Here is a 25,550-nt window from a genome sequence, read left to right on the forward strand (position 1 = left end):
TTTTCATATCTCCAATTCCGGCACCACATCTACCAAGGTCTTCCGTATCTGATTGTCCTTGACCAGTGTTTCTTCGCCTCGATATTCCACCTTGGCTCTTCCATCGCGCGTATATACACAGAATGAGCCGGACTTTTGAGCATCTAGAGAGAACTTAATGCGCCACTCTCCTATCTCCCATGTGCCGTCATCGCCCATCGTTATTTTTCTCGGCACGGCTGTCTTGGCATGTGTATCTACAATGGTGGCAAACCGGTACTGTCGTGTCTTGACTGTTTTAGCCGTAAAATGCCAATGGTTGCGATAGGTTTCCATTTTTCCTTTCTCATCGGCTCGCAACCAACTTACAGGTTCATAGAAGAATTGGTCGGTGACGTTGGTAGTCACTTTACTCGAAGAGAAAAGGTAAGCATCGCTGATACCGTGGATGTTTGAAGTAGATATTTTCACTCCATCCGGTCGTTGTTCCACCGTAATAGGCTCTAAAACAGCATGTAACAGATAGCTCCATTCCACAGGTTGGTCGGCTTCCAACTCGTCATAGATGAAGATAATGCCTGTACGCCCCAAACTCACCAAATGTCTCCGATAGGTCTTCAGATGGTTCTTGCCCCATCCGTGAGCCTCATCGAAGTGTACATCGGCCACCGCAGCACGGTTCTTCCACAATTCCGAGACTACCTCGCCATAGGCGTTAGATGCATCGCCTAGCACATAAGACACCTCTGTGCCGTCATACCAACGAGGCATCCATCCATAGCCTTCCGTACCGATGCGCTGTCCCATCCCATCAACCAAAATGGTGTTATGGGCGCGTGTACCACGATGACAATAAATACTATGCGGGTCGACAAACGCCACATGGTGTCCACTGCTATAAAACAACGACTCGCCACCATAGAATGTATTCCATGCATTCTGATTGGCCAGTGCATGCGAGGTAGACCCATACGGACTGGAACGGAAGCTCCACATAGCATTCTGCCGATAGTCGTTCCAATCGGTCATGCCCGAAGCCAGCCCCGATTCAGGGAAAATATAGCTCAGCGGCAACTTGTCCAAGCCGTCTCCAACAGGCAAAGGGCGATGACAAAGCAGGCGGAACCACGACAAGTCGGCCGACTTTCCACCGAACGCTTCTTTTAATATGGTGGAGTCTTCACGTACCGTCCGACGCACGAAATCGGCAGCATAGCCGTTATTCGTTAAACGAGCCAAGGCGTCCAAATAGCCTATTCGAGCCCCAGCGGGCTTCAGTTTCTTCTGATGAGAGCTACCATTACCACCCGATTTAGAGAAAGGCGGCTGCTGATACATTGTATAATAGACATTACCTCGATACCAAGGGTCAGCAAAGAAATCGAAGCCGGTAATCTTACTATAAAAATAGGGCAACTCTATGAGCGTGCGAGTATTCACCGTGAAATAAGAATCGCCATTATGCCATGCTCCATCGCCATTCAACCCCGGCATCCGTGTCACCCACACACCGTAGCAATAACGCAACCATTCGGTTGCTTCGGGTTTCTCACCATACACACTCACGGCAGCCATGGTCAAGATACGAAGTGTCATCTGCCACACATGGTTGTCGGCAATATGATTTTCCAATCGGTTTTGGTCGTGCTTATACATCTTTCTAGCCTTCGCACAAATAACCTCGCGCAACTTGTTTTTCTCGGCAGTTGTAAGCAAATCGTAAAACGAATCATACCCTGTTGAAGCCAGCGAAAGTAAGGTAGCATCATTAAAATCGCCCTTCACATTGGGATTCTTGTCCCAATCCATCATCACCAAAATACGTTTCACAGCCTCATGAGCATAGGCCGTATTCTTCGTCAATAGGTAGGCGCGCATCAATGCGTTGCAATTAGTTTCCTCCTTGTCGATGATACGACGACTTTCACGCGTCAGATAGGCTTTCATCTGCATCTCGTTCTTCAGATGTTTCAGCCGGTTGGTACGTATATCCTCTATCTGTTGCATTTGACCTTGCATCACTCGTTCGGCTCGTTTACAATACCATCGGTATTCGGGCATGTCTTTGCGGTTGCGCAACTGCTTCCACTCATCTTTCAACACCAACACGCGAGGATGCATCGCAGGTAGCTTAGATAGCAAAGTCTCGACAGATGGCGGACAGAAATAATCGACTGTGGGATTCATGACCACTCGCAACGTCTTGCTCCAACGCACTTTCTTTCCTTCCACGTAGCCGTATTGCCAATACCACGTACCACGTGCCAAGGTCTTCTCGGTATTGTAAAAGGGATATTTCGTGGTGTGTTCTGTGGTCTCACCACTAGGAAAAGTACTCTTACGCGCGTACCTTATTTTATAGGTAAAGGCCCTCTTAGAAACCGGGCGGTCGCTCTCTAGCCCGTCCAACCCTGTCTCTACAGGTTCTTCCACAGGCAAAGGCCATTGGAAAGCCACTGCCCGATTCGTGATTTCAGCGCCATCGGCAGGCGATGGTGTTGCTCTCATCTCGTGCATCAACGTCACATCACCAAGCACAACGCGCGTCTGTGCCTGCACTCTTGCTACACCGAGTGCCATCAAACACAGCCCTAATACTGCGATATATATTCTTTTGCTTTTCATCATAGATTCATTCTTCATGTGCTGCTGCGGCTTGGCAGCAATGTTGTCTCAATCAGGCAGCGTTGCTGTCGAGCCTTTTCAGCGATGCTGCCAAGGCCTTGCAGCAACATGCCTGTATACCTTTATCGGTCTGTGGGCAACCATTTTGCCTTCAAACGTGTAGCTCCCGACGGATGTTTTTGCATCCATTCAGCCAACATCCGCCTATGTGCCCGCAACACATCTCGGTATTTTGATGTCACAGCAAGATTGATCATCTCGCCCCTATCGTTCGACATATCGAATAATTGCTCGCGGTTTTTACCGGTATCATACATCACATACTTATATCGAGGAGTGCGCACCATCCAGCCCAATGTGCCTGCCGTCTGAGCGAAATTGGTCTCCGTCACGACGTAAGGATGAATCGTCACGCTGCTATCTCCGCGCTCCAAGGCTACACGCCAACTCTTTCCACTGCGCCCTTTGGGCATGGCTATACCGGCAAAATCGCACAGGGTGGGCATTAGGTCTTCACCGTTGTTGACTAATTGCGTCATTACCTTACCACGATTTTTACCACGAGGCATACACACTATCAATGGAATGCTGGCCACATTCTCGTAGAGTGCCGTCTTCTGATTCCACTGATGAGCTGCACAACCGTCGCCATGGTCGCTGGTAAACACCACCAACGTATTGTCCCACAGACGTTGTCGGTCCAGTTCGTCGACTATCTTACCGATCTCGGCATCCACGTTCTCCACCAATTGGTAGTAAGCATCCAAGTAATTACGCCAATCATCAGGGGTGTAATCGGCCGTAGGATACATTTTTAGACTAAACTTTTTCTCGTATGTCAAAGCCGAAGCATCGTAAGGATTCCGTGTAAAATTGGCCGGCAAAGGTGGTCGGTCATCGGCCTTTCGTTCCTCTATACGACCGGCCGGAGGATTCTGTCCGCGAGCAAACTCACATATACCATGGGGATTATTAAACGAAGCCACCAAAAAGAATGGCTTATCATGCTTACGACGCAGGAATGAAACACAAGCCTCAGCCAGCCCTTTGTCATCATGTCCATGCAACTTATCGAAGCCAAAGGCCTCTTTTGCAGGCAGTTCATTCGTATTGACATGCCACTTACCGGCGTAAGCACACTCGTAGCCGCCACTTCTTAACACCGTACCCAAGGTCTCTTGGCACAATGAATCGGGCAAGGGTTTACCGTTTTCTTGCATCCCTACCTCGCTAGGCATGTAACCGGTGAACATCGAAGCACGCGAGGGACCACTCAAAGGGAATGCACAATAGGCATTGACAAACATCATACCACGGGCTGCCAAACGGTCCATGTGGGGAGTATTGACGTAAGGATTGCCCATACACGACATGGCCATGGCCGCTTGTTGATCGGTCATGATGTAGAGAATATTAGGACGTTTCTGCGCCATAGACAATAAAGGCAATGTCACAGTCAATGAACAGATGATGATTCTTGCTTTCATAGGCATGGTATTACTATGTAGCGAAAGTACACAAAGCATTCCGTTCACACTAGCAATATTGTACAAACAATTAACAATATCGTGCAAAAATGCCTATAATAGGGCTATTACTGCACAAAACTGACATTGTTTTCAACAAATGAGTTGATATAAACGAGGCTTTTAAGCTATCTTTGCCTAAACATAAAAGTAACCATCAAAAACATTCGCAACTATGAAATTAAGAACATTCGGTGTATCGCTTTTGCTATTGATGAGCGTCGGTATCCGGGCAGCATGGGCGGGAAATGTCGACCATGTCACCGAAGAGGTATTTCAAGAGCTCAATCTTGACTATCCCGGACTGGAGAAAGTAAAGGCATACTATCAAAAGAAGAATATGAAAGGAGCGGCTAAAGAACTGCTCAAATACTATCGGTCGCGCCAAGGGATAACCGATCCCGACATAGATTTATCCAAAATAAAGCTCAGCGACAAGGAACGTAAATGGGCGCAGGAAGCACTCGACCATACTTTCTATGTACACGATGGATACCAACCTTCATTTAATTATGGTAAGGATATTAACTGGCAATACTGGCCGGTAAAAGACAATGAGCTGAGATGGCAGTTGCATCGGCACAAATGGTTCACTCCTATGGGCAAAGCATATCAGACCACTCGCAACGTGAACTATGCCAAAGAGTGGGCTCTCCAGTATGCCGACTGGATTGCAAAAAATCCACTTCTAAATATTCAGAAGAAAGTGTACGAGGACAATATCAAACTCTCAGACCAACAAAAGGAAAACGTTCGGTTTGCATGGCGTCCTCTGGAGGTGAGCCATAGACTGCAAGACCAGATACACCAGTTTGTACTTTTCCTCAACTCACCGGCTTTCACACCCGAATTTCTGACCTTGTTCCTCGACAATTATCACCGACATGCCGTGCACATCACGCGCAACTATTCGGGACGGGGAAACCATTTGCTCTTCGAAGCACAACGCATCTTCTTTGCAGGAACATTCTTCCCAGAATTCAAAGAGGCCAAGCGGTGGCAGACAGAGGGCATAGACATACTGAACAAAGAAATACATATGCAGGTGTACGACGACGGTGGACAGTTCGAGTTAGACCCCCATTATCATTTGGCATGTATCAATATCTTCTGCCGTGCCATCGAAATAGCACAAGCAAATCATCTGCAACAGGTCATCCCACAATCATATATAGACACTGTGGAAAAGATGATTGAGATGTATAGTAACATCTGTTTCCCCGATTACTCGAACCCGTGCTTCAGCGATGCCAAACTTACAAACTACAAAGAAGTCATCAAAGACTACCGAGCATGGGCAAAACTGTTCCCCAAAAACAAACAGATAGCTTACTTCGCTTCGGAGGGAAAGAAAGGCGAACTGCCACCCTATCTCTCGAAAGGATTCCTCAAATCGGGCTTCTTCGTATTCAGAAACAGCTGGAAACAGGATGCCACAGTGATGGTTGTCAAAGCCGGACCGAAGGGAGAATGGCATTGTCAGCCCGACAATGGCACATTTGATATATGGTATAACGGGCGAAATCTCTTCCCCGATAGCGGCTCTTACATCTACGCCGGCGACAGTATTGTGCAAAAACAACGCGACTGGTTCCGCCAAACGGCCGTTCACAACACGTTGACACTGAACAACCAAAACCTAGAAACTACCCAATCGAAGACCATATTGTGGCAACCCGACGGACAAATACAGACACTCGTAACAGAGAATCCCAGCTACAAAGACCTACGGCATAGGCGCACGGTGTTCTTCGTAGATCAGACTTACTTTGTAATAGTAGACGAAGCACTGGGTAAAGCAAGGGGAATGATAGACGTACACTTCCTCCCCGGCGATGGCAAACTGGCTGTCGATGAGGCTCAACACCGCGTAGCCACCTGCTATGATGGCCGGAGCAACATGGTGATACAGGCTATTGGCTCACAACCTTTCAAAACAATTCAAGAAGAAGGTTGGTACTCGCTGGCCTACAGACATAAGACAGCACGCCCCGCTATCAGCTTCAGAACAGAGAAACAGAGTGATGCTCCCGTGCGCTTCGTGACGCTCGTATATCCTTGTCAAGAACAAGGAGCAGTGAAATCTTTCAAAGCCGACATCGTGGAAGCGAGCGAGAAATCACTCAAAATCAATATCAATATTGACGGAAAGAAACGTCAACTCCAGTGGTAAACAGCTTAAAAAACTCTTATTCATCATGAAACTACAAATTATATCGGCTTGCTTATTAGTATCAACTTACTCGATAGGTGCCAATAAACAAAACGAAAAATGGGTGGACAATGCTCTACGCACCGCCACCCATCAGTTACTATACACCGCAAAAACGATTCACACACCTAACACGATGCCCCGTTCGTCGTGGCGTAGATACGACATAGCTTTCCTTGAGAAGCAGATGGAAGCAGACAGCACAGCCTTTGCTCGTGAACTAGTGAAACAGACTCCGACCGAAAAAGTGGGCACTTTACGCACTTGCGACATCTACGATTGGACCAGCGGATTCTATCCCGGCTCGCTATGGTATGCTTACGAGTTGACCCAAAATGGCAAGTTGAAAACCCAAGCGGAACGATTCACCACCATGCTCAACCCCATACGCCACTACACCCAAACCCACGACATAGGCTTCATGATAAACTGTAGTTATGGCAATGCGCTGAGATTGACCCACAACGACACCATCAAAGCCGTCATCATAGAGACGGCCGACAACCTCTGTAAGCGTTTCGACCCACGCATAGGATGCATCCGCTCATGGGATTTCGGTACATGGAACTTCCCCGTCATCATCGATAACATGATGAATCTAGACCTGCTGTTCAACGCAAGTAAGCTCACCGGCAACAACAAATACCGCGACATAGCCATCAAGCATGCACTTACGACTATCAAACATCACTTCCGTCCGGATTTCACCTCGTTCCATGTGGTAAGCTACAATGCCGACGGTAGCGTGGAGAAACAATGTACATTCCAAGGCAAAGCCGACAACTCGGCATGGGCTAGAGGACAAGCATGGGGCGTATATGGCTATACAGCTTGCTACAGAGAAACGCGCAACAACGTGTTTTTAAAGCAAGCCGTGAACATAGCCGACATGATTATGCAGCGCGTAAAGACCTCTGACAACATCCCATATTGGGACTACGACGCTCCGACCTTGCCCAATACACCGCGCGATGTATCGGCAGCTGCCATCACAGCGTCAGCTCTCATAGAACTCAGCAGGCTGGCACCAACAGGCAAAAAATATTTGGACTACGCCCAAAAGATTCTGCGCAATCTGTCGTCTCCGCAATATTTAGCTGCTAAAGGTACCAACAACGGCTTTATCCTCATGCACTCCGTAGGGTCACTGCCCAACGGTTCGGAAATCGACACACCTATCAACTACGCCGATTACTACTATCTAGAAGCTTTAAAGCGCTACATCGATATTAAGAAATAACAACCGCTCTTTAATCATACAGGGGGAGTGAGAGGATAATCCTCCTACTCCCCCTGTACTTTATATGGTGGTATTGCACTTATTTGAGATGTATCCGGCCGCAGTAAGTTCACGCATCTCTTGTTCAGTCGGCATGCGATACTTTCCCTTTGTTGCCCAATAAGCCACATCGCCATACTTAGCTTGACCGAAATCTTTTGTCTCTTGAGTGCAAGCACGATCCAAATACATCTTACCACTTATTGCTCCCGAAGCTTTCGTAGCGTAGTTATCATCTCCCCACGTGAGTGATTTCTCTCCTACTACGCCCCAATTGAAGTGGTCGTGCATCTTATTGCCTGTCTCGTCAACAGGTTCCAACTGTTCGGTATTCTTAAGAGTAATCTTATCGGGATACACTATTTTATAGTTATAAAATTGCCATTGTTCCTCAGCCAATCCCCATGAGTCATCATAATACATCAAATTACCCACTCCCCATTTCTTGCCCTTCCAAACTCAGATTCAACACCTTATCAGCCTGCATCACACTTCCTCCATTAGGATAAGGATAAGACAATGCTATCCAATCGTGCTCGTTACAACTTCCCATCCCTCTAAGTGCAACCTTGCGACCTTGAGTATCTGTAGATTCACCATCTAGATTAATGACCGCAAGAGCTCTACTGAAAACAGCCGAGGAAGTAATATTATAAGCAAGCACCTTATCGGTTTTGACCCACAGACATTCAATGCCGTCAGCTTTCTCTGTAAGAAGTGTACGGGAAAGTGCCTTGGTCGTAGGCGTAGGAGCATCTAGCGTATCACGCTCTACCGTTATGGTGAGTTCACGCTCCACTACCGTTGGCTGAGGAGTTGGTGGTGTAGGAACATCCGGCTCAACACCTTCACTCCCACCACAACTAGATAAGATAACGACCACAAAGGCCATCATCAATCTTTTCAAACTGAATTTAGAATCTTTCATCTTTCTATAATACATTGCGATTACCAAAGTTTAATCGAAGATGGAACTGTGTTTTAAGCCATCTTCACTTTCCTGTGTAAAATCAGTTACCTTATTAAAGTCACTTGTTTCCACATACCCGTTTGGGCGGGACACACCTTTGACCGACGGAGTAGAACCCGCCAATAGCTGAAAATCTAAGCAAAGCTCCAAGATTTCCATCTCAGGCTTCACATAACATCTCCGTTCCATAATAGTGATTACAAAACTATCTAAATTAGATTATTTATCCTTTAGTTATCAGTCTCTTATAGTTTGCGAAAGCACAACTCTCCATGACATTCGTGTTATCATCTGATTTATGTTACAATAATTATGAAATTTTCCCATTATATGCAACATTTATACATACTATTTTATATTATTTTAAACATAACGTATATTTTTTTACCTGCTTAACTCTTGTTTTATTTATACTAAAGTATAATGGTTGAATGGCCATTACACATAAATATTAAATAGATATAAAATATCTCATAAAGATAACGATTGCAAAAACAGATAAAAACAAAAAAAAGAAGATAAGTCTTGCACTTTATTTCTAAAACGATACTAATTTATCTTTACGCGTTCACGCAAAGACTTACGAGCTAAAATGATTCCACTATTCACTTTTTAGTATCAACTTCACACGCCAAACTCCACCTCTCAACTCTATGCAACCACTTAGCAACATCACTGTCTAGGCTTTTCAGCATTACTGCAGAGCCTAAACAGAAATGCTGCTATCACCTTGCAGCGCCCTCACCTCGCCCCTTTTCCAAGAAGAGATGGGACATATTAAGTTTCCAAGTAAATTAGAATAAAGCACATATTCTTGAGAGTAAAGCTGACAAGCCTGCTTTCTTCCTCAAAAAACAATATCTAGTAACACATCTTACATCTCATCCTCAATAAGCACAAACGAGATAACGGCACAAAAAAAGAGGGTAAGTTTGAAACTTACCCTCTTATATATGAATCGTAATTCTAGATTATTCAGCAACCTGAACAGTAGCACGACGGTTGTAAGAAACTGGTGAAAGTTCGTTTACACCACCCTTACCAGTAGTCTGGATCTTATCACGATCAACACCCATGTTAACAAGTGCATCAGCAACAGTGTTAGCACGACGCTCAGACAGAGTCTGGTTGAATGCTGGAGTACCAGTCTTGCTATCAGCATAACCTGTAACAAGGAGGTTAGTGTTGTTGTCCTTAGCATACTTAGCCAAAGCCTCAACGTTAACGAGATCCTTCTTAGAAGCTACTACGCTCTTACCAATGTTGAAGAATACAGATACAGGAGTTGTAACATATTCCTTAACAGACTTGCTCTCAACAGGCTTCTGGTTAGCCAACATATCCTTCAAACGAGCGATCTCTGCATTAGCATCGTTGAGCTGAGCATTGAGAGCATCGATCTGAGACTGTGAAAGAGCCTTGATAGCGTCAACATCTGGAGTCTTATCCCAAGATGCTTTACCCAAGTTGAAAGTCAAACCAACTTCACCATAAAGGTTGTTGTCGCGATTGTCCCAACCACGATGGCGAGCTAATTTACCAGCCTTACCATCCATATCACTGCTCATGCTGTTCCAACCAAGTTCAACGTTAAGAGCGACTTTCTTACCTACATAGAACTGATTCAAGATACCTGCACTGAAGCCCATAGCGTATTTGTTGTAAGTCATAGAGCGACCTACAGCCAAACCTGCGAATGGAACGAAGTTCCAAACACGGCTAGGATTGTAACCACAAAGCATGTTGCTCAAGTTGAACATAACCTGCTCGTTAGCCAACCAATACTTGTTACCGTTACCAGCATTGTCAGCATCAGTTACAGTCTTACCCCAAATACCCTGTACTTTAGTACGAAGACCGAGACCGGGAGTAAACCACTTACCGAGTGCTACAGAGACACCGGGATTAGAACGGAACTTCTTGATTGGGCTATTGCTCAAATTCAAGCCATGTTCTTCCTGAGAATACCAAGCATTCCAATCAGCACCTACTTGGATGAACCAATTGCTCCAGAATGAATTTGTAGCTACACTGTACTTTTCAACAGGATCAGCGTCCTGTGCCATTGTAGCCATTGATAAACCGGCGAAAGCCAGTACCATGAATAACTTTTTCATAATCTATTACTATTTATAATCAAAAAATATTGCTCTCTAACATGATTCCTCATACTATCGCTAGCTGATAATCTAGGAGCAAAGTTAATAATTAATTCCAAACAAAGAATGTTTTTATTAAGAAAAAATGATAAAAGCCACTTATTTTATTGATTTAACGCAATTTTTTGATAGTTTTTTATCTTTTCACTTCAATAGAAGTTCTATTTCACTTTGTTTCAATATACAAAGTACATTTTTGCCATCAGGTGTATAACTGGCATTCTGACAAGCGAAAAGGTTGTTAACAACGCTTTCCATCTCGTCGTTACTCAGTACTTGTCCATAGGGTATCGCTGCCTTTCGAGCCATCACCAAAGCCAACACTTCATGAAGGTCGGTTCGCATATCAATAGGTTTTTCCATGGCAGCTACTACCATTTCTTTTAATAATATAGTTATATCGACACCTTCCAACTCTGCTGGAATGGCATTAACTGCATAGCTATTACCACCTAACGCGGAGAGTTCAAAGCCCATACCATCCAAATCATCCTGAATCTTATCTAATGTAAGGCTCTCCACTGTCGACAACTGAACCGTCTGCGGGAACAAAACCTTCTGCGAGAGAGCATGACGAGTCTGTAATTGGCGCATGTATTGCTCGAAAAGAATACGTATGTGTGCCCGATATTGGTCGATAATCATCAGACCTGACTTGACAGCTGTCATGATATACTTGCCTTTATATTGATAATGTATAGGCGACTTTTCGGCCATTACATTATCATTTGACGATTCCATGGTCGCTTCTTCAGATTGTTGGGAAGCAAACACGTCTTCCTCATGAGGCTGTGATAATCCTTGATACAAGTCTTCCCACTGGCTAGGAGTCGTAATAGACTTCTCTGTTTTAAACGGATTATAGTTGGGATTGTATTGCACTTTCGGCACTTCCACTTGATGATTCTGCGTGAATACGGGAATATCGGGACGCCCTTCGGTATCAAAATCAATAGCAGGAATATCGTTGAACATCCCTACAGATTCTTTTACGGCAGCCATTAGAATCTGCCAAATAGGCTGTTCGTTCTCGAATTTGATTTCAGTCTTCGTAGGATGGATGTTCACATCAATATCTTCGGGGTTCACTTGGAAGTATATGAAGTAAGGTACTTGCTCTCCCATGGGAACCAATCTCTCAAAGGCTGTTTGCACAGCTTTAGCAAAATACGGATGTTTCATGTAACGACCGTTGACAAAGAAATACTGGTAGACACCTTTCTTACGGGCAGATTCCGGTTTACCCACGAATCCATGAATATCGCACATGCTCGTTTCGACATCCACTGGCAACAAATCTTGATTGAGACGTTTACCAAAAACATCGACTATTCGCTGTTTGAGACTTCCTCGCCGTAGGTTAAATACTTCTGAATCGTTGCTATGTAACGTGAAAGCTACATCGGGATAAACTAATACGATGCGCTCGAAAGCAGCAATAATATGATTGAGTTCGGTGGAATTTGACTTCAAGAACTTTCTTCTCGCAGGCACGTTGAAGAATAGGTTCTCCACTTTGAAGTTGCTGCCTACCGCACATGAACATGCTTCCTGATTGGTAAACTTACCCGCAGAGATGGTCAATGACGTTCCAAGTTCATCATCCGGCCGACGTGTCTTCAATTCTATCTGAGCCACAGCAGCAATAGAAGCCAGTGCCTCTCCCCTAAATCCCATCGTATGTAGCGCAAAGAGGTCATCGGCTTTACGAATTTTAGAGGTCGCATGCCGCTCGAACGAGAGTCTGGCATCGGTCTCCGACATTCCTTTCCCATCGTCTATCACCTGAATAGAGGTGCGACCGGCATCCACCACAATGACATGTATATTCTTAGCACCGGCATCCACAGCATTCTCCACCAACTCTTTGATGACGCTGGCTGGACGCTGTATCACCTCGCCGGCAGCTATCTGATTGGCCACCGAATCCGGTAGAAGTTGTATAATGTCGCTCATATATGTTCTTTCTTTTAGTCTATTACTTTAGTTTCGTTAGTTAATGTATGGACAGAAATTAGTAGAAGTTAAAGCCTATTTAAGGCTTGAAGTTAACAGACATATGTCCATTTACTCCTTTTTATGATTCCAATGTCTTGATAACATTTAACTCCCGATAACTCCTAAGTTGAGCATTCATGCGAAACGTACATTCTATTATTATATAAGGTATACCCATAGCAGCACCAAGAGTAGTATCAATATCACCAACAATCCAAAAATTAATGTATTCTCTTGCATCAGCCTGCGCTGTCTACGCCGCTGTACACGAGGCGTTGCTTGTTGAAAAGCCTGTCGTATCGTTTCTGAAGAATAGCCTTCTTCTTTTTCTATCCCCAATTCACGCTTGGCTCGTTGTTCTATCTCTGCGAGTCGTTCGCTGCGTTCATCCACATATATCATCTCATGATGGAAACCGCGTGGCTTGGGTTGTTTGAAGAAACTCATTGCTTTTCACTTTCTTTTGGTTTCTTCACTGCTGGCTTCTGCCTATTCAAATGTTGCAATGGTGCCTCTTGACGCTTCACGACCTTCAGTGTAGAATCGGCAGCTTTGCCACGCCACTCAAAGACATCGGCAGGACTAGTCGGCCGTAGTTCTTCGAACCAAGCAAACTCTGGAAGCTTATACTTGGTCGGAGGTATCTGCGTCATGGGATATAACGTACCCTGCGGTTTGGGCATCCAAATCTTTTCCAATTGCCGATTCTTGTTCATATACATGCGCATCGTGTCCGATTCCACATAGTTCAAGCCTATCAACGAAGAATCTTTATCGTCTGTAGGATAGTATATCACCTTTACATTTCCGGTGGCAACAATGCGCCGAACCACCCCGTCCGTGAAATAAGCATCCATCAATTTCGACGACACCTGATTGTATTTTTTCCCATCAGGCATGCGCTCTACAGACAGAGCCTGCCCCACTACATGGGCATCGCGTATCGTACTGTCTTGCATGTATACCAATATCTTCTCGCCTAATATCTGTCGTTCGCCATTCCAAGTTATCGGGTCCTTGTACATAGTCATACAACTATCTTGCGAATTAGCCACCAGCGAGTCGCAGATAGCTTGCATATCTACACGGTAAACCTTTACGTGATTGAAGCAATGAACCTTGCGATACATCGAGTCGGTATTGATATTAAAAGTATATATCTTCATGGAATCGGCGTGCATATAGAGCGTATCTTTCTGAGAATAATCTTTGGCGAGTACCTTTTGAGTCGCCCAACCGTAGCCGGTTTTCTCATTATAGTTCATACGCTCGCACTCCAAGCGATTCTTGTTCACCTTATCTATATAGATGACATTTCCGTATCCACGTGCCAACCCGGTATTCTTGTCATAAAACAGACTATCACCAGTAATGGTTTTATCCTTATCTACCACCGTCGAACGGCCATACATCTCTGCCTGATCGGTCTTTGTATTGAAGTAAGCATTCTCCGTATCTATCACACTTCCATTCTGTGTAATCTTCGACGGACCTGTAACATGAGCCTTCGAGCTACGCGTATCATAATGCAAGGTGTCGGTTGTGATAAGCCTACCGGCATTCGTCATACGCACATTGAAACGGAATGTGGCCTCACGTGTATCCATCCTATACTCTCCCCAGTCCGAAGACAATCGGTCTTTACCGTCTATCAATCGTCCACCCTCGAAGAAATAAGCATAATCATACAACTTGTCATAGTCCAGACTATCCGTATAAAGCGTTTGTCGACGATGCTTCAACACGACATTGCTACGCGCCATGAGCATTTGACTTTGACCATCGTACACTCCTCTATCGCATGTTAAAGAGAGTGTATCGCCCTGTTTGAACCGCACATGTCCGAATGCCTTCACCGAATTAGACTGTTGGTAGAAATACGCACTGTCACACCATAGCTGCGCACCTTGGTGTGTGAAGTGTACATGTCCCTTGACTATTTGGGCATCAGGCACCTCTCCATACATGTCAAACTTCAATTCATCCGAGTGAACCAAATACACACGGTCGTCCTGATGCGGTTTCTTGGGTGGCCGAATAGCCCACACTACTTGAAACAGGCATAGTCCAAACAGGCATAAAACCATGCCTATCATGGTTTTATGCCCGCTGTTTATATATTGTTTTCTATCGTTCAGGTTGATCATTTAACCCATCCTTGATATTCAAAGTTGCAATTTTTATAGCGATCGTTCATCCTCACATAGGTGTGTTTGATCTTATTCACTACCCAATCGTGGAGTTTTTTCTCCTTCTCTTTAGCTAAGACCACGTTCTTCATAACTTGGAAATCCTCCGTAATCTTAGCCTTATGACCCTCCGTTCTACTCTTCAGCTTCACGATAGCCACCACTTGTTTACCCTTTTTATTAATCATATCGAAAGGTGCAGAGATGTCTCCCACTTTCATTCCTTCAACTTGTCGAGCCACCTCGGTAGGCAAGTCTTTCATCTGAAATTTAGAAGTCATAATTTGATTCTGCACATCGTTGAAAGCCATCAAACCTCGATTGTTCTTCGTATCCTTATCTTCCGATATATAGGTAGCGGCTTCTTCAAAACTGAATTTACCTGCTTTGATATCATCACTGATAGAGTCTAGACGGGCATGAGCCTTTGCCAGTGCATCGGCAGACACCTTCGGCTTCATTAAGAGATGGCGTACCTTTACCTTATCACCGCGCTTGTCAATCAACTGAATGATATGAAAACCGAACTCACTCTCGCAGATTTTGGAAATCTTTTTAGGGTCGGTCAAGTTGAAAGCCACCGATGCAAAGGTAGGATCAAGCATACCACGCCCCATATAATCCATCTCTCCACCCATACGAGCAGACCCCGGATCTTCAGAATAAAGGCGTGCCAAAGTTGCAAAAGAGGTCTCACCGGAGTTCACACGTTCCGTGAAATTACGCAATTGATCTTTCACCCGGTTAATCTCAGTCTGCTCTATACGAGGCTGACGAACAATAATTTCCACTTCCACCTCGGTAGGAACAAAAGGCAGACTATCTTCCGGAACATTGCGGAAATAGTTGCGTACATCAGAAGGAGTAACCGTTACATCCTTCACAAGTTCGCGACGCATACGGTTAATCAATTCCCTATTCTTGAATTCATCGTGCATCTGTTCACGCATCTGTGCAACAGTCTGGTTACGATATTCCTCAAGTTTTTCACGCGAACCGGCACTGTTAATCCAAAAATTAATCTGCTGGTCAACGCTTTGATTTACCTCTGCCTCAGAAACCTCTATGGAATCGATAGCAGCTTGGTGCAAGAACAACTTCTGAACAGCTATCTGTTCGGGGATAGTACAATCAGGATCCCCACCCCATTTGGCACCTTCCACCTCGGCTTGCAGGCGTGCGGCCTCAACATCCGACTTCAAAATAGGCTCATCACCTACCACCCAAATGACTTCATCTACCACAGCATGCTGTGGAGCTTGGACTTCAGACTTTGCCGAAGTCGTATCTTTCTGGGCACCGAGCCACTTACCAGTCTTACCAGCGCGAGCCGACATGCCGGCCAATAACATCACAGCCAGACAGCCCATCAATATTTTATTTCCTTTTCTCATGTATCTTATGTTTCAGAATATACATTAATGTTTGTTCACGGTGAGCAACACATCGCGGTCTATAGACACTGTGTACTTCTTCCGCAAACCTTCCACCCAAGCCTTTTCCAGTTCCTCTTGATAATCGGCTACCACCAAATAGCGCACATCATCCATAGACTTGGGGACTTTCAACTTCTTTCCGTAGACAGCCATATAAGGATAACCGTCTTTCAAGGCAGACTTTCCATCAACATAACCAAACACCTTGCTATCTATCAAGGCATTGTCGTCCGGTTTGAATAATGCCTGTTCTGCCTGTACACTTACTCCCCCATTCTCTTGAAACGTACGCTTGATTGCACGCATCCATTCCTTAGAATCTGTCGATTTGAGGAGTTTCTTCACAGCCGACAGGTCTTTTTTAGTCTTCGCATAGTAGACAATGCCCTTATAACGTGGCTGCCCCCAACGATATTTCTTTTTATTTTGTCGGAAATAGTGTTCCAATCCTGCTTCATCACGAGCAGCACTATCCCAAACCGTACGGCTACACATATTATATAATAGCAGCCCCTCACGATATTCTTGTAGCAAATAAAGTTGCTCCGGCAGCATTTCCTCCAATGTCATTTGATTTTCTCTCGACATCGAGTCCATATTCATTTGCCGTTTTTCTGCCACGAGTTGGGAATTCATCCCTTTCATTCTACGCAACACATTCTGCCGTTCCACGGTCTTCAGCAATTCCGTACGCACAGCCTCATAAGGCAGATAATCGCACTTCTCCAGCAATTTGATGATGTGAAAACCTGCAGGAGATTCGAATGGCTTACTCATCTCGCCGACTTTCAATGCCGACATCTCCGCCTCAAATTCAGCCATCGTCTCCCCACGTTGCACCCAGTGTAGTTCTCCACCACGTGCAGCCGTGACCTTATCGTCAGAACAACGACGTGCCAACATACCAAAATCAGCACCTTGCTGCAACGCGCGATAAATAGAATCTATCCGCGCTCGCGCCACCATTTCTGCACTCCGAGGTTCACGTTGACCCACATGCAAGTAAATCTGAGCGACCCTGTATAGTCCACCATTACGTATAGCTTGTACCTTATCGGCTTCGTAGAGACTGCGAGCCGCAGCCTCCATATCCGTATTCGATACTCTCATCGACGCCATTAAACCACTACGATAAGAAGCCAATTCATTTTGAAATGACGCCAATGTATCTAAACGCGCATCAAGGGCTGCCTCTACCTTCAACTTGAAGTTTACAAAAAGAGGCAGATATTCCTCGACCGTTTTCTTATCTAAAACGCCTGCTGCGTTGTCTTTATTGTAGGAATATTCAAATTCCGAACGTGTAACAGCCTTTCCATTGATAGTCATCACAACAGGGTCGACAGTTTGTCCGAACGATATGCTCCCCATCAGGAGTATACCCACAAGCAACAACGCAGAAGGTGTACGCACCATCAGTTTATTCGAAGCGAGAATAGTTTGGAGCTTCACTCGTGATGGAAATATCATGAGGATGACTCTCCAACACACCGGCATTGGTAATGCGAGTAAACTTGGCCTCATGAAGCTTCTCTATAGAGGCTGCACCGCAATATCCCATCCCCGAACGCAGTCCACCGGTCATCTGATAAATAACCTCCTGAACCGTTCCCTTATAAGGTACACGACCGGCAATACCCTCCGGCACAAGCTTCTTAACATCTTTCGTATCGCCTTGGAAGTAGCGATCCTTTGAACCGTTCTTCTGCTCCATGGCCTCAAGCGACCCCATTCCACGATAGCTCTTAAACTTACGACCGTTGAAAATGATGGTCTCACCGGGACTTTCCTCGGTACCGGCTACCAACGAACCTATCATCACACTGCTACCACCGGCTGCCAATGCTTTCACAACATCGCCCGAATAGCGCAGTCCGCCATCGGCTATCAATGGCACTCCGGTACCCTTCAAGGCAGAATATACATCATAAACTGCACTCAATTGCGGTACACCAACACCGGCTACAACACGCGTTGTACAAATAGAACCCGGGCCGATACCCACTTTGATACCGTCGGCACCATTCTCTACCAATAGCTTAGCCGCTTCTCCCGTAGCCACATTACCCACGATTACATCTACTTGTGGGAACGTTGCTTTCACCTCGCGCAACTTTTCTATCACGCCTTGTGAGTGTCCGTGAGCCGTATCAATGACGATAGCGTCGGCTCCGGCCTCCACCAATGCACGCGCACGATCCAAGGTATCGACCGTCACACCCACACCGGCAGCCACACGCAAACGACCTTTCTCGTCTTTACAAGCCATTGGCTTGTCCTTAGCCTTGGTAATATCTTTATAAGTAATCAATCCTACCAAACGGTTGGCAGCATCAACTACCGGTAATTTCTCAATTTTATTTTCCTGAAGAATCTGTGCCGCAGCCGTCAAGTCGGTCTGCTGATGAGTCGTAACAAGATTCTCCGATGTCATCACTTCGTCAATCTTCTTGTCCAATCGACGCTCAAAACGCAAGTCACGATTGGTGACGATACCTACTAAGTGGTTTTCTTCGTCTACCACGGGGATACCGCCGATATGATATTCGTGCATCATTTCCAGCGCATCTCGTACCGTACGACCACGACGAATTGTCACTGGATCGTAAATCATACCGTTTTCAGCACGCTTCACGATAGCCACCTGACGCGCCTGATCCTCTATCGTCATATTCTTATGAATAACACCGATACCTCCTTCACGGGCAATAGCGATAGCCATAGCCGACTCCGTAACAGTGTCCATAGCCGCTGTAACGAAAGGAATATTAAGCGTAATGTTACGTGATAACTGTGTTTTTAACTCTACCTCTTTAGGTAGTACATTCGAATAAGCTGGAATCAAGAGGACGTCATCGTAAGTGAGGCCGTCCATTACAATTTTATCTGCAACAAATGATGACATATTGTAATTTTAAAAATTTATTGCGTGCAAATATAGTAATAATTTTCCACATAGCCCTTCTATCCTCTGAAGATTTCAAATCTTATTAATGCTATTTAACGACCATGTGCAGAGGGTATCTACAACAAGTAAATATTTCATCCTCAAGTACCGTTTTGTAGCAAGAAAGTATTATCGTCACAGCACAACAAACTAGCAATAGCGATGTGGCTTATCGACTCACCGACAACGCCAACTACCATACAACGGAACTTGATACCATTACCCACCTCTTCGGTCGCAACTATGATGGTTGTTCGTTTATCACCGGTCTTGGTGTCAAACAACTAATAGGAAAAACGACCAAGTAGAATTTTCACTCAACAAAATAGCCATCAACTGACAAGCCCCATTGACCTTCGCCCCCGCATTTGCAAGGGAATAGAGGATTCGTATCGAAAGATATGTCTTATTCTTGTTTACTTGTAAACTTGTCTACTAGTCAAATCAATAGACAAGTTCTTCCCTTCCCACTCCCCATTTGTCCTCCCTTGCTTCGGGAGAGGACTGGAGAGAGGTTATTGCAACGGCTTTGCAGCATTGTTGTAAAGCCCGAACAGAAAGACTGAAAAGCCTATACAGCAACACTGCTACGGCTCATCAGTAAATAAAGGAAAATGAGTTTAGGATGCAAGTTCTTGTCATTTTCCCGTTTATTTCTTATCTTTGCAACCCAAAACAGTAATTATTAATCACTCAAAAAAATGAACACAATTATTTTAGCATTCACTATTTTCTTTGCGTTACGCCTTGTATCATTGGCTTATTCCATCTACAACGAGAAACGAATTGTCAAGGCCGGAGCAGTGCAATACGGCAAAACAAACTCCCTGTTACTCACCCTTGCCCACATTGCCTATTATTTTGGTAGTTTGTACGAGGCCTATGTTGGCGGACATACATTCGGTACATGGGCTTGGGCAGGTGTCGGTGTCATGACATTTGCCTACATCATGCTTTTCTACGTCATCTACCAACTACGCGACGTGTGGACGGTGAAGCTCTACATCGTGCCCAACCACCACATCGTCACAAGCTTCTTATTCCGCACTGTGCGCCATCCCAACTATCTCCTTAACATCATTCCGGAGCTCATCGGTGTGGCTCTACTCTGCCAGTCTTGGTTTACATTGACCATCGGATTTCCACTCTACTGCTGTCTATTGGCTGTCAGAATACGTCAAGAGGAAAGAGCTATGGCCGATTTGTGGAAACAATAAGAAACTAATATTCATCGCATGATCAATTCAATCAATATGAAACATCTCATCACGATTATCACATTACTATTCAGTATCAATCTAGCTGTATCGGCACAGCATGCCAAAGCCGACCGAATCATCGGTACCTACATGACCGAGGGCGACAAAGGCAAGGTGGTCATCAGCAAAAACGGCAACGTATACAACGGTAAATTGGTATGGTCTATCACGCCCGGTGCACTCGACAAACACAATCCCGTTCCTGCCGAACGTACAAAAAAGCTGGCTGGAAAGAACATTATCACAGGCTTTCAATATACCGATGGCGACGTATGGGAGAAAGGGAAGATATACGACCCTGAAAGTGGGAAAACCTACAAGTGCAAGATTACCATGAAACCTAATGGCGACCTCATCGTAAGAGGATTCATCGGCATCTCGCTACTGGGCAGAAACACCGAGTGGAAACGAGCAAAATAAGAGCCCGGTATTCCTGCTATACACATAGAAATGACAAAGGCCGCAAATCGCTTCAATACGATTTGCGGCCTTTATTATAGGGAAACAACCTACTTACTTCTTGAGAAAGACTTTCGACAACCACTTACGTACGGGCATATCATAGTAATGCAACAGCACGTAGGCAAGAATAATGTTGGCGATAAGAATAGGAACGCCTACCGGCAAAGCCTGCTCCAAGGGCACATGATTATTCCATACCCACGCATAGAAGAGATAAAGCGAGGGGTAATGGATGGCATAAACAGGATAAGAGACGTCGCCCAAGAACTTACAAATCCAAGCCGAACGTTCGTCGGTAACGCTGCCCGATGCACCCAACCACACCAAAATGGGAAAGAACACAACCACGGCTACAGCATCGTAGATACCATTGGCCACAGCCGTTTCACCAAACTGCAAGTATGGCATAGCCGTCAATACCACGACAAACAGACCACAAATCCAGAAAGCACCGCGTATTTTGACCGGTCGGAACACACGCGACATGAGCAGACCGGCCGTATAACAGAAGAGCATTAAGAGCATTCCGGCATAGTGGAGGCCGTCGGCCATGGTCCAACCTACACCAAGATGGTAGCTTCCGGAACCATTTCCGATAGAGTACCAAGCCAAGCCGACACCCATCAAAGCGGTGAGAACAGCCAGCACTTTGGTTGGTAATCGGTGGATAAAGAGGGCATACAAGATATTCCCGATGTACTCCATGAAAAGCGACCAATACGGTCCGTTGAGCGGAAAAAGTTCACCATTGCCTCTAACTTCGATTCCGGCACCGGGCGCAGCGGGTATCATAAACATGGTACAAAGCATGGCCAACATCACCAAAGAGGTGGCTACATGGCTTCCATCCCACTTCACGCTGCCCTGCACGAGAAAGGAGATGGTGCCCAAAACGACACCAGCAATCACCATCGGATGCAAACGGATGAGTCGGCGTTTACAAAATTCACCTATCGACATGCGATTCCAACGGTCATCGTAAGCATAACCGATAACGAAACCGGAAAGGATGAAGAAGAAAGGAACGGCCAAATAACCGTGGTTCCAAATCTGATCGGAGGGACTGGTAGCAAATCCTTCAAACAGATGGTAGATTAAAACCATGAGGGCAGCGACCCCGCGCAAGCCGTCAAGAATGTCATAATGCGGTTTAGTGTCTGCAAAAGATGCTGCCGAAACGAGTTTAGTCATATTGTAGTTTGGCTTATTTCACAGGGATAGATACGAAACTTATCTCCTCGTAAGCATCGTTGATGCCATGTTCAAAGAGCACCCCAACGTGATGAGCATCGAGCTTTACGATGTCAGAATAAGCCGAATGACCGGGATATATGGTCGTCATCAATTGCCAATGTCGGCCTCCATCAACACTCTTATGAATGGAAAGATTCTTTCGCTGTAACGAATGAGGATTGGAAAAAAGAAGTGTATGCTTGTTGAATGCCAAGATACTACCTTGACAGACAGGTTCTATCAAGTCGTCGTGGAACTGCATCTGCCCCATCGTCTTACCCCCATCACGGCTTAAAGCATAGGCGCGGACATGGGGATGTTCTGGATTGTAGTTGCGCATATTAAGCATCAAACGGCCATCGGACAACTCTACAACGCTGCTCTCATTGCCACCTTTCTCTTCTACAAGGCCACCTAAATGCCACGTCTTACCGGCATCGTCTGAATAAATAAGATGAGAATTATAGGTATTATCGCCCAAAGAAGAGTGATTGGCAGGCACAACCAAGCGCCCACGATGCGTATATCGCAACTGTATACCATGGCAAGGACCAGTGGCATACCATCCCCACGCAGGCGATTTCACGCTATCGGTAATCTCCTTAGGGGCCGACCAATGTCGTCCATCGGGCGTAGACGTAAGCACATAAACGCGACGTGGATAGCGCGAAGAGCCTGCCATCAGCTGAGATTCGGTATCTTTGCCATCGTTCCAACAACACACCAACACCACCTGCTTGCGCTGTGAATCGTAGATGGGAACCGGATTTCCGCAAACATCGTCGCCTGCATCCCACACAACAAAGAGGTCGCTCCACGTCTTCCCATTGTCTTTAGACGACTTCATCACTATATCTATGTTCCCCGTATCGGAACATCCATGACGCCGTCCTTCGGCAAATGCCAATAAATATTTAGGAGTGCGGATGATGGAAGGTATGCGAAAACAAGCATACCCAGCCTCACCACGAGAAAAAACAGTTGACAGTTGCGCACACAAAGTCAACTGTATCATGATAAACTGTATGATTAAAAAGAGCCGTTTCAAGGTTTCTGATACTTAGTTAGTTAGCCATTTCAGACATAAACTTGATTCTCACAAGTCTGATTTCATCCTCGGAATAGTCCTGACCTAGTTCTTTTAAGGCCGCTTCCATGCCGTCGGTCTCGCTGTCATGGAAATAGTCGTAGATATCATCTACATGGTCTTCGTCCATCACTTCTTCCAAGAAGTAGTCGATATTCAACTTCGTTCCACTGTAAACAATAGCCTCTACCTCTTCAAGTAGGGCATCAAAATCGATGCCAAGAGCATCGGCAATGTCGTCTAACGCCACCTGTCGGTCGATATTCTGAATGATTTTCACCTTAATCATCGACTTCTTGGCCACCGTACGGACACGCAGTTCTTCGGGACGTTCAATGTCGTTGTCTTCGCAATATTGCTTGATAAGCTTCAAAAATTCGTTTCCATACCGGTTGGCTTTGCCGATACCCACCCCTTGGATGTTCTTCAACTCGTCCACACTGATGGGATACATCGTTGCCATCTGCTCCAAAGAGATGTCTTGGAAGATGACGTAAGCCGGTATTTGCATCTTCTGCGCGAGCGTCTTACGCAAATCCTTAAGCATCGAAAACAACAGAGGATCGAGCGCACATGTAGACTCTTCGCCCTCATCCTCGTCATACTTGTTGAATTCATTGTCCTCTACAATCATGAAAGATTGCGGATTCTTGATGAATTTCTTGCCTGCTGCGGTAAGTTTTAGAAGCCCGTAATTCTCCACATCTTTCTTGAGATAGCCGGCTATCAAGGCTTGCCGAATCACCGGATTCCATAGTTTGGAAGCGATTTCTTCACCGGCTCCGAACTCTTCTAATTGGTCGTGCTTATGCGAAACAATGTCATCGGTACCACGACCTTTCACGAAATCGATGATATACTCTTGTCTGAAATCTTCTTTCAGAACTTTCACAGCCTTCAGAATGACCAACAATGCCGTCTCACCCTCAATCTTTGTCTTGGGATGTAGACAGTTATCACAACTATGACAGTTATCATGTGGGTACTCCTCACCGAAGTAATGGAGGAGCATCTTACGCCGACATACAGAAGATTCTGCATATGCTGCGGTTTCTTGTAAGAGTTGTCGGCCGATGTCTTGCTCTGCCAACGGCTTGCCTTCCATAAACTTTTCGAGTTTCTGCAAGTCTTTATAAGCGTAGAAAGCAATGCACATACCCTCGCCACCATCACGCCCCGCGCGACCGGTTTCTTGATAGTAGCCTTCCAAACTCTTGGGAATATCGTAATGAATGACAAACCTTACATCGGGTTTATCAATACCCATACCGAACGCGATAGTCGCCACGATGACGTCAATCTTTTCCATCAAGAAGTCATCTTGGGTCTGTGAGCGCGTCGCACTGTCTAGTCCGGCATGATAAGGTGCCGCCTTGATTTCATTGGCCAGCAACACCTGAGCCAACTCTTCAACTTTCTTACGCGACAAACAATAGATGATACCGCTCTTACCGGCATTCTGCTTGATGAAACGAATGATTTGCTTATCTATTTCTTTCGTCTTCGGACGTACTTCGTAATAAAGATTTGGACGGTTGAAAGAACTCTTAAACTCTTTCGCATCCATGATACCAAGGCTCTTCTTAATATCTGTACGCACCTTATCGGTGGCCGTAGCAGTGAGCGCTATGACCGGAGCGTTGCCGATTCTAGCAATTGTTGGACGAATATTTCGGTATTCCGGACGGAAGTCATGTCCCCATTCTGAGATACAATGTGCCTCATCTATAGCGTAGAAAGAAATTTTGACGGTTCTCAAAAACTCCACATTCTCATCCTTATTCAGCGACTCAGGCGCCACATAGAGCAGCTTGGTCTTCCCCATTCTCACGTCATCTACCACCTGTTGAATGGCAGCTTTGTTCAATGATGAGTTCAGATAGTGAGCCACTCCGCCATTCTCGCTCATGCCATTGACCACATCTACCTGATTCTTCATCAGTGCAATCAATGGAGAAATCACGATAGCTGTCCCCTCCATGATAAGAGATGGCAACTGATAACACAAGCTCTTGCCACCTCCGGTGGGCATCAATACAAACGTATCGTTACCAGCCATGAGATTACGAATGATAGCTTCTTGGTCGCCTTTGAACTTATCAAAGCCGAAGTAATTTTTCAATTGTTGGGTTAGATTAACTTCTTTCGTCATGTCAATAAGCAACTACTTATCCGAATAAGGAATGTCT

General features: G+C 45.4%; 20 protein-coding genes. 5 read left to right on the plus strand and 15 right to left on the minus strand.

Translation table 11 applies throughout. The features are described from left to right. Positions 1-3 precede the first annotated feature (3 nt). Together HMPREF3034_RS10380 and HMPREF3034_RS10385 are read right to left on the minus strand one after the other, a co-directional pair. Entirely contained in the window at positions 4-2,622 is a 2,619-nt protein-coding gene (locus HMPREF3034_RS10380) for a DUF4962 domain-containing protein (RefSeq protein WP_231725670.1), read from the minus strand. Positions 2,623-2,726: 104 nt separating this feature from the next. Then, positions 2,727-4,091, minus strand: coding sequence for a sulfatase family protein (locus tag HMPREF3034_RS10385; protein WP_052052882.1), 1,365 nt, complete (start codon positions 4,089-4,091; stop codon positions 2,727-2,729). 253 nt (positions 4,092-4,344) lie between these two features. Here HMPREF3034_RS10385 and hepC point away from each other — a divergent pair, with 253 nt between their 5' ends. Together hepC and HMPREF3034_RS10395 are read left to right on the plus strand one after the other, a co-directional pair. Next, complete coding sequence (gene hepC, locus HMPREF3034_RS10390; protein ID WP_231725671.1) at positions 4,345-6,303, plus strand: heparin-sulfate lyase HepC; 1,959 nt, start codon at positions 4,345-4,347, stop codon at positions 6,301-6,303. A gap of 25 nt (positions 6,304-6,328) precedes the next feature. Next, positions 6,329-7,582 carry a glycoside hydrolase family 88 protein gene (locus HMPREF3034_RS10395; RefSeq protein ID WP_062435383.1) on the plus strand — a complete coding sequence of 418 codons (1,254 nt, stop codon included), beginning with the start codon at positions 6,329-6,331 and terminating at the stop codon, positions 7,580-7,582. Positions 7,583-7,642: 60 nt separating this feature from the next. On the opposite strand, the gene HMPREF3034_RS10400 is transcribed toward HMPREF3034_RS10395, so the two are convergent. From HMPREF3034_RS10400 to guaB, 10 genes are all read right to left on the minus strand, one after another. Then, positions 7,643-8,056: a hypothetical protein gene (locus HMPREF3034_RS10400; protein WP_156431111.1), complete on the minus strand. Its 414-nt coding sequence runs from the start codon at positions 8,054-8,056 to the stop codon at positions 7,643-7,645. Further along, positions 8,049-8,549: a hypothetical protein gene (locus HMPREF3034_RS10405; protein ID WP_156431112.1), complete on the minus strand. Its 501-nt coding sequence runs from the start codon at positions 8,547-8,549 to the stop codon at positions 8,049-8,051. The genes HMPREF3034_RS10400 and HMPREF3034_RS10405 overlap by 8 nt, the downstream gene beginning before the upstream one ends. 30 nt (positions 8,550-8,579) lie before the next feature. Beyond that, positions 8,580-8,780 carry a hypothetical protein gene (locus HMPREF3034_RS10410; RefSeq protein ID WP_062435392.1) on the minus strand — a complete coding sequence of 67 codons (201 nt, stop codon included), beginning with the start codon at positions 8,778-8,780 and terminating at the stop codon, positions 8,580-8,582. Between the two features lie 782 nt (positions 8,781-9,562). Continuing rightward, entirely contained in the window at positions 9,563-10,708 is a 1,146-nt protein-coding gene (locus tag HMPREF3034_RS10415) for an OmpA family protein (protein WP_062435395.1), read from the minus strand. 186 nt (positions 10,709-10,894) lie between these two features. Continuing rightward, the gene (mutL, locus tag HMPREF3034_RS10420) at positions 10,895-12,706 is read right to left on the minus strand and encodes a DNA mismatch repair endonuclease MutL (protein ID WP_036897917.1); all 1,812 of its coding nucleotides are present in this window, start codon (positions 12,704-12,706) and stop codon (positions 10,895-10,897) included. Between the two features lie 201 nt (positions 12,707-12,907). Continuing rightward, entirely contained in the window at positions 12,908-13,195 is a 288-nt protein-coding gene (locus HMPREF3034_RS10425) for a hypothetical protein (RefSeq protein ID WP_036897920.1), read from the minus strand. Continuing rightward, positions 13,192-14,844: an OstA-like protein gene (locus HMPREF3034_RS10430; protein ID WP_369796377.1), complete on the minus strand. Its 1,653-nt coding sequence runs from the start codon at positions 14,842-14,844 to the stop codon at positions 13,192-13,194. Before HMPREF3034_RS10430 ends, HMPREF3034_RS10425 begins: the two co-directional genes overlap by 4 nt. Positions 14,845-14,891: 47 nt before the next feature. Beyond that, positions 14,892-16,331: a peptidylprolyl isomerase gene (locus HMPREF3034_RS10435; RefSeq protein ID WP_062435401.1), complete on the minus strand. Its 1,440-nt coding sequence runs from the start codon at positions 16,329-16,331 to the stop codon at positions 14,892-14,894. Positions 16,332-16,355: 24 nt separating this feature from the next. After that, entirely contained in the window at positions 16,356-17,843 is a 1,488-nt protein-coding gene (locus HMPREF3034_RS10440; protein WP_197421762.1) for a peptidylprolyl isomerase, read from the minus strand. Further along, complete coding sequence (gene guaB, locus HMPREF3034_RS10445; RefSeq protein WP_062435407.1) at positions 17,794-19,278, minus strand: IMP dehydrogenase; 1,485 nt, start codon at positions 19,276-19,278, stop codon at positions 17,794-17,796. The genes HMPREF3034_RS10440 and guaB overlap by 50 nt, the downstream gene beginning before the upstream one ends. A gap of 206 nt (positions 19,279-19,484) precedes the next feature. Here guaB and HMPREF3034_RS12700 point away from each other — a divergent pair, with 206 nt between their 5' ends. From HMPREF3034_RS12700 to HMPREF3034_RS10460, 3 genes are all read left to right on the plus strand, one after another. After that, entirely contained in the window at positions 19,485-19,628 is a 144-nt protein-coding gene (locus HMPREF3034_RS12700; RefSeq protein WP_156431113.1) for a hypothetical protein, read from the plus strand. A gap of 393 nt (positions 19,629-20,021) precedes the next feature. Continuing rightward, entirely contained in the window at positions 20,022-20,537 is a 516-nt protein-coding gene (locus tag HMPREF3034_RS10455; protein WP_036897936.1) for an isoprenylcysteine carboxyl methyltransferase family protein, read from the plus strand. A gap of 36 nt (positions 20,538-20,573) precedes the next feature. Continuing rightward, entirely contained in the window at positions 20,574-20,999 is a 426-nt protein-coding gene (locus tag HMPREF3034_RS10460) for a DUF2147 domain-containing protein (RefSeq protein WP_036897962.1), read from the plus strand. Between the two features lie 93 nt (positions 21,000-21,092). On the opposite strand, the gene HMPREF3034_RS10465 is transcribed toward HMPREF3034_RS10460, so the two are convergent. The 3 genes from HMPREF3034_RS10465 to recQ are packed head-to-tail and all read right to left on the minus strand — an operon-like array spanning position 21,093 to position 25,513. After that, positions 21,093-22,232 (minus strand): acyltransferase family protein, encoded by a 1,140-nt coding sequence (locus HMPREF3034_RS10465; RefSeq protein WP_062435410.1) that lies wholly within the window; start codon positions 22,230-22,232, stop codon positions 21,093-21,095. Positions 22,233-22,245: 13 nt separating this feature from the next. Further along, positions 22,246-23,289: a sialidase family protein gene (locus HMPREF3034_RS10470; protein WP_156431114.1), complete on the minus strand. Its 1,044-nt coding sequence runs from the start codon at positions 23,287-23,289 to the stop codon at positions 22,246-22,248. Positions 23,290-23,338: 49 nt separating this feature from the next. Continuing rightward, positions 23,339-25,513, minus strand: coding sequence for a DNA helicase RecQ (gene recQ, locus HMPREF3034_RS10475; RefSeq protein ID WP_062435454.1), 2,175 nt, complete (start codon positions 25,511-25,513; stop codon positions 23,339-23,341). Positions 25,514-25,550 lie beyond the last annotated feature (37 nt).

The organism is Prevotella sp. DNF00663 (genome assembly GCF_001553265.1).
GTDB lineage: Bacteria > Bacteroidota > Bacteroidia > Bacteroidales > Bacteroidaceae > Prevotella.

Coding starts and splice junctions, on each gene's coding strand:
- HMPREF3034_RS10380 (WP_231725670.1), bottom strand. CDS start 2,622: ATGAAGAATGAATCTATGATGAAAAGCAAAAGAATATATATCGCAGTA.
- HMPREF3034_RS10385 (WP_052052882.1), bottom strand. CDS start 4,091: ATGAAAGCAAGAATCATCATCTGTTCATTGACTGTGACATTGCCTTTA.
- hepC (WP_231725671.1), top strand. CDS start 4,345: ATGAGCGTCGGTATCCGGGCAGCATGGGCGGGAAATGTCGACCATGTC.
- HMPREF3034_RS10395 (WP_062435383.1), top strand. CDS start 6,329: ATGAAACTACAAATTATATCGGCTTGCTTATTAGTATCAACTTACTCG.
- HMPREF3034_RS10405 (WP_156431112.1), bottom strand. CDS start 8,549: ATGAAAGATTCTAAATTCAGTTTGAAAAGATTGATGATGGCCTTTGTG.
- HMPREF3034_RS10410 (WP_062435392.1), bottom strand. CDS start 8,780: ATGGAACGGAGATGTTATGTGAAGCCTGAGATGGAAATCTTGGAGCTT.
- HMPREF3034_RS10415 (WP_062435395.1), bottom strand. CDS start 10,708: ATGAAAAAGTTATTCATGGTACTGGCTTTCGCCGGTTTATCAATGGCT.
- mutL (WP_036897917.1), bottom strand. CDS start 12,706: ATGAGCGACATTATACAACTTCTACCGGATTCGGTGGCCAATCAGATA.
- HMPREF3034_RS10425 (WP_036897920.1), bottom strand. CDS start 13,195: ATGAGTTTCTTCAAACAACCCAAGCCACGCGGTTTCCATCATGAGATG.
- HMPREF3034_RS10430 (WP_369796377.1), bottom strand. CDS start 14,844: ATGATAGGCATGGTTTTATGCCTGTTTGGACTATGCCTGTTTCAAGTA.
- HMPREF3034_RS10435 (WP_062435401.1), bottom strand. CDS start 16,331: ATGAGAAAAGGAAATAAAATATTGATGGGCTGTCTGGCTGTGATGTTA.
- HMPREF3034_RS10440 (WP_197421762.1), bottom strand. CDS start 17,843: ATGATATTTCCATCACGAGTGAAGCTCCAAACTATTCTCGCTTCGAAT.
- guaB (WP_062435407.1), bottom strand. CDS start 19,278: ATGTCATCATTTGTTGCAGATAAAATTGTAATGGACGGCCTCACTTAC.
- HMPREF3034_RS10455 (WP_036897936.1), top strand. CDS start 20,022: ATGAACACAATTATTTTAGCATTCACTATTTTCTTTGCGTTACGCCTT.
- HMPREF3034_RS10460 (WP_036897962.1), top strand. CDS start 20,574: ATGAAACATCTCATCACGATTATCACATTACTATTCAGTATCAATCTA.
- HMPREF3034_RS10465 (WP_062435410.1), bottom strand. CDS start 22,232: ATGACTAAACTCGTTTCGGCAGCATCTTTTGCAGACACTAAACCGCAT.
- HMPREF3034_RS10470 (WP_156431114.1), bottom strand. CDS start 23,289: ATGATACAGTTGACTTTGTGTGCGCAACTGTCAACTGTTTTTTCTCGT.
- recQ (WP_062435454.1), bottom strand. CDS start 25,513: ATGACGAAAGAAGTTAATCTAACCCAACAATTGAAAAATTACTTCGGC.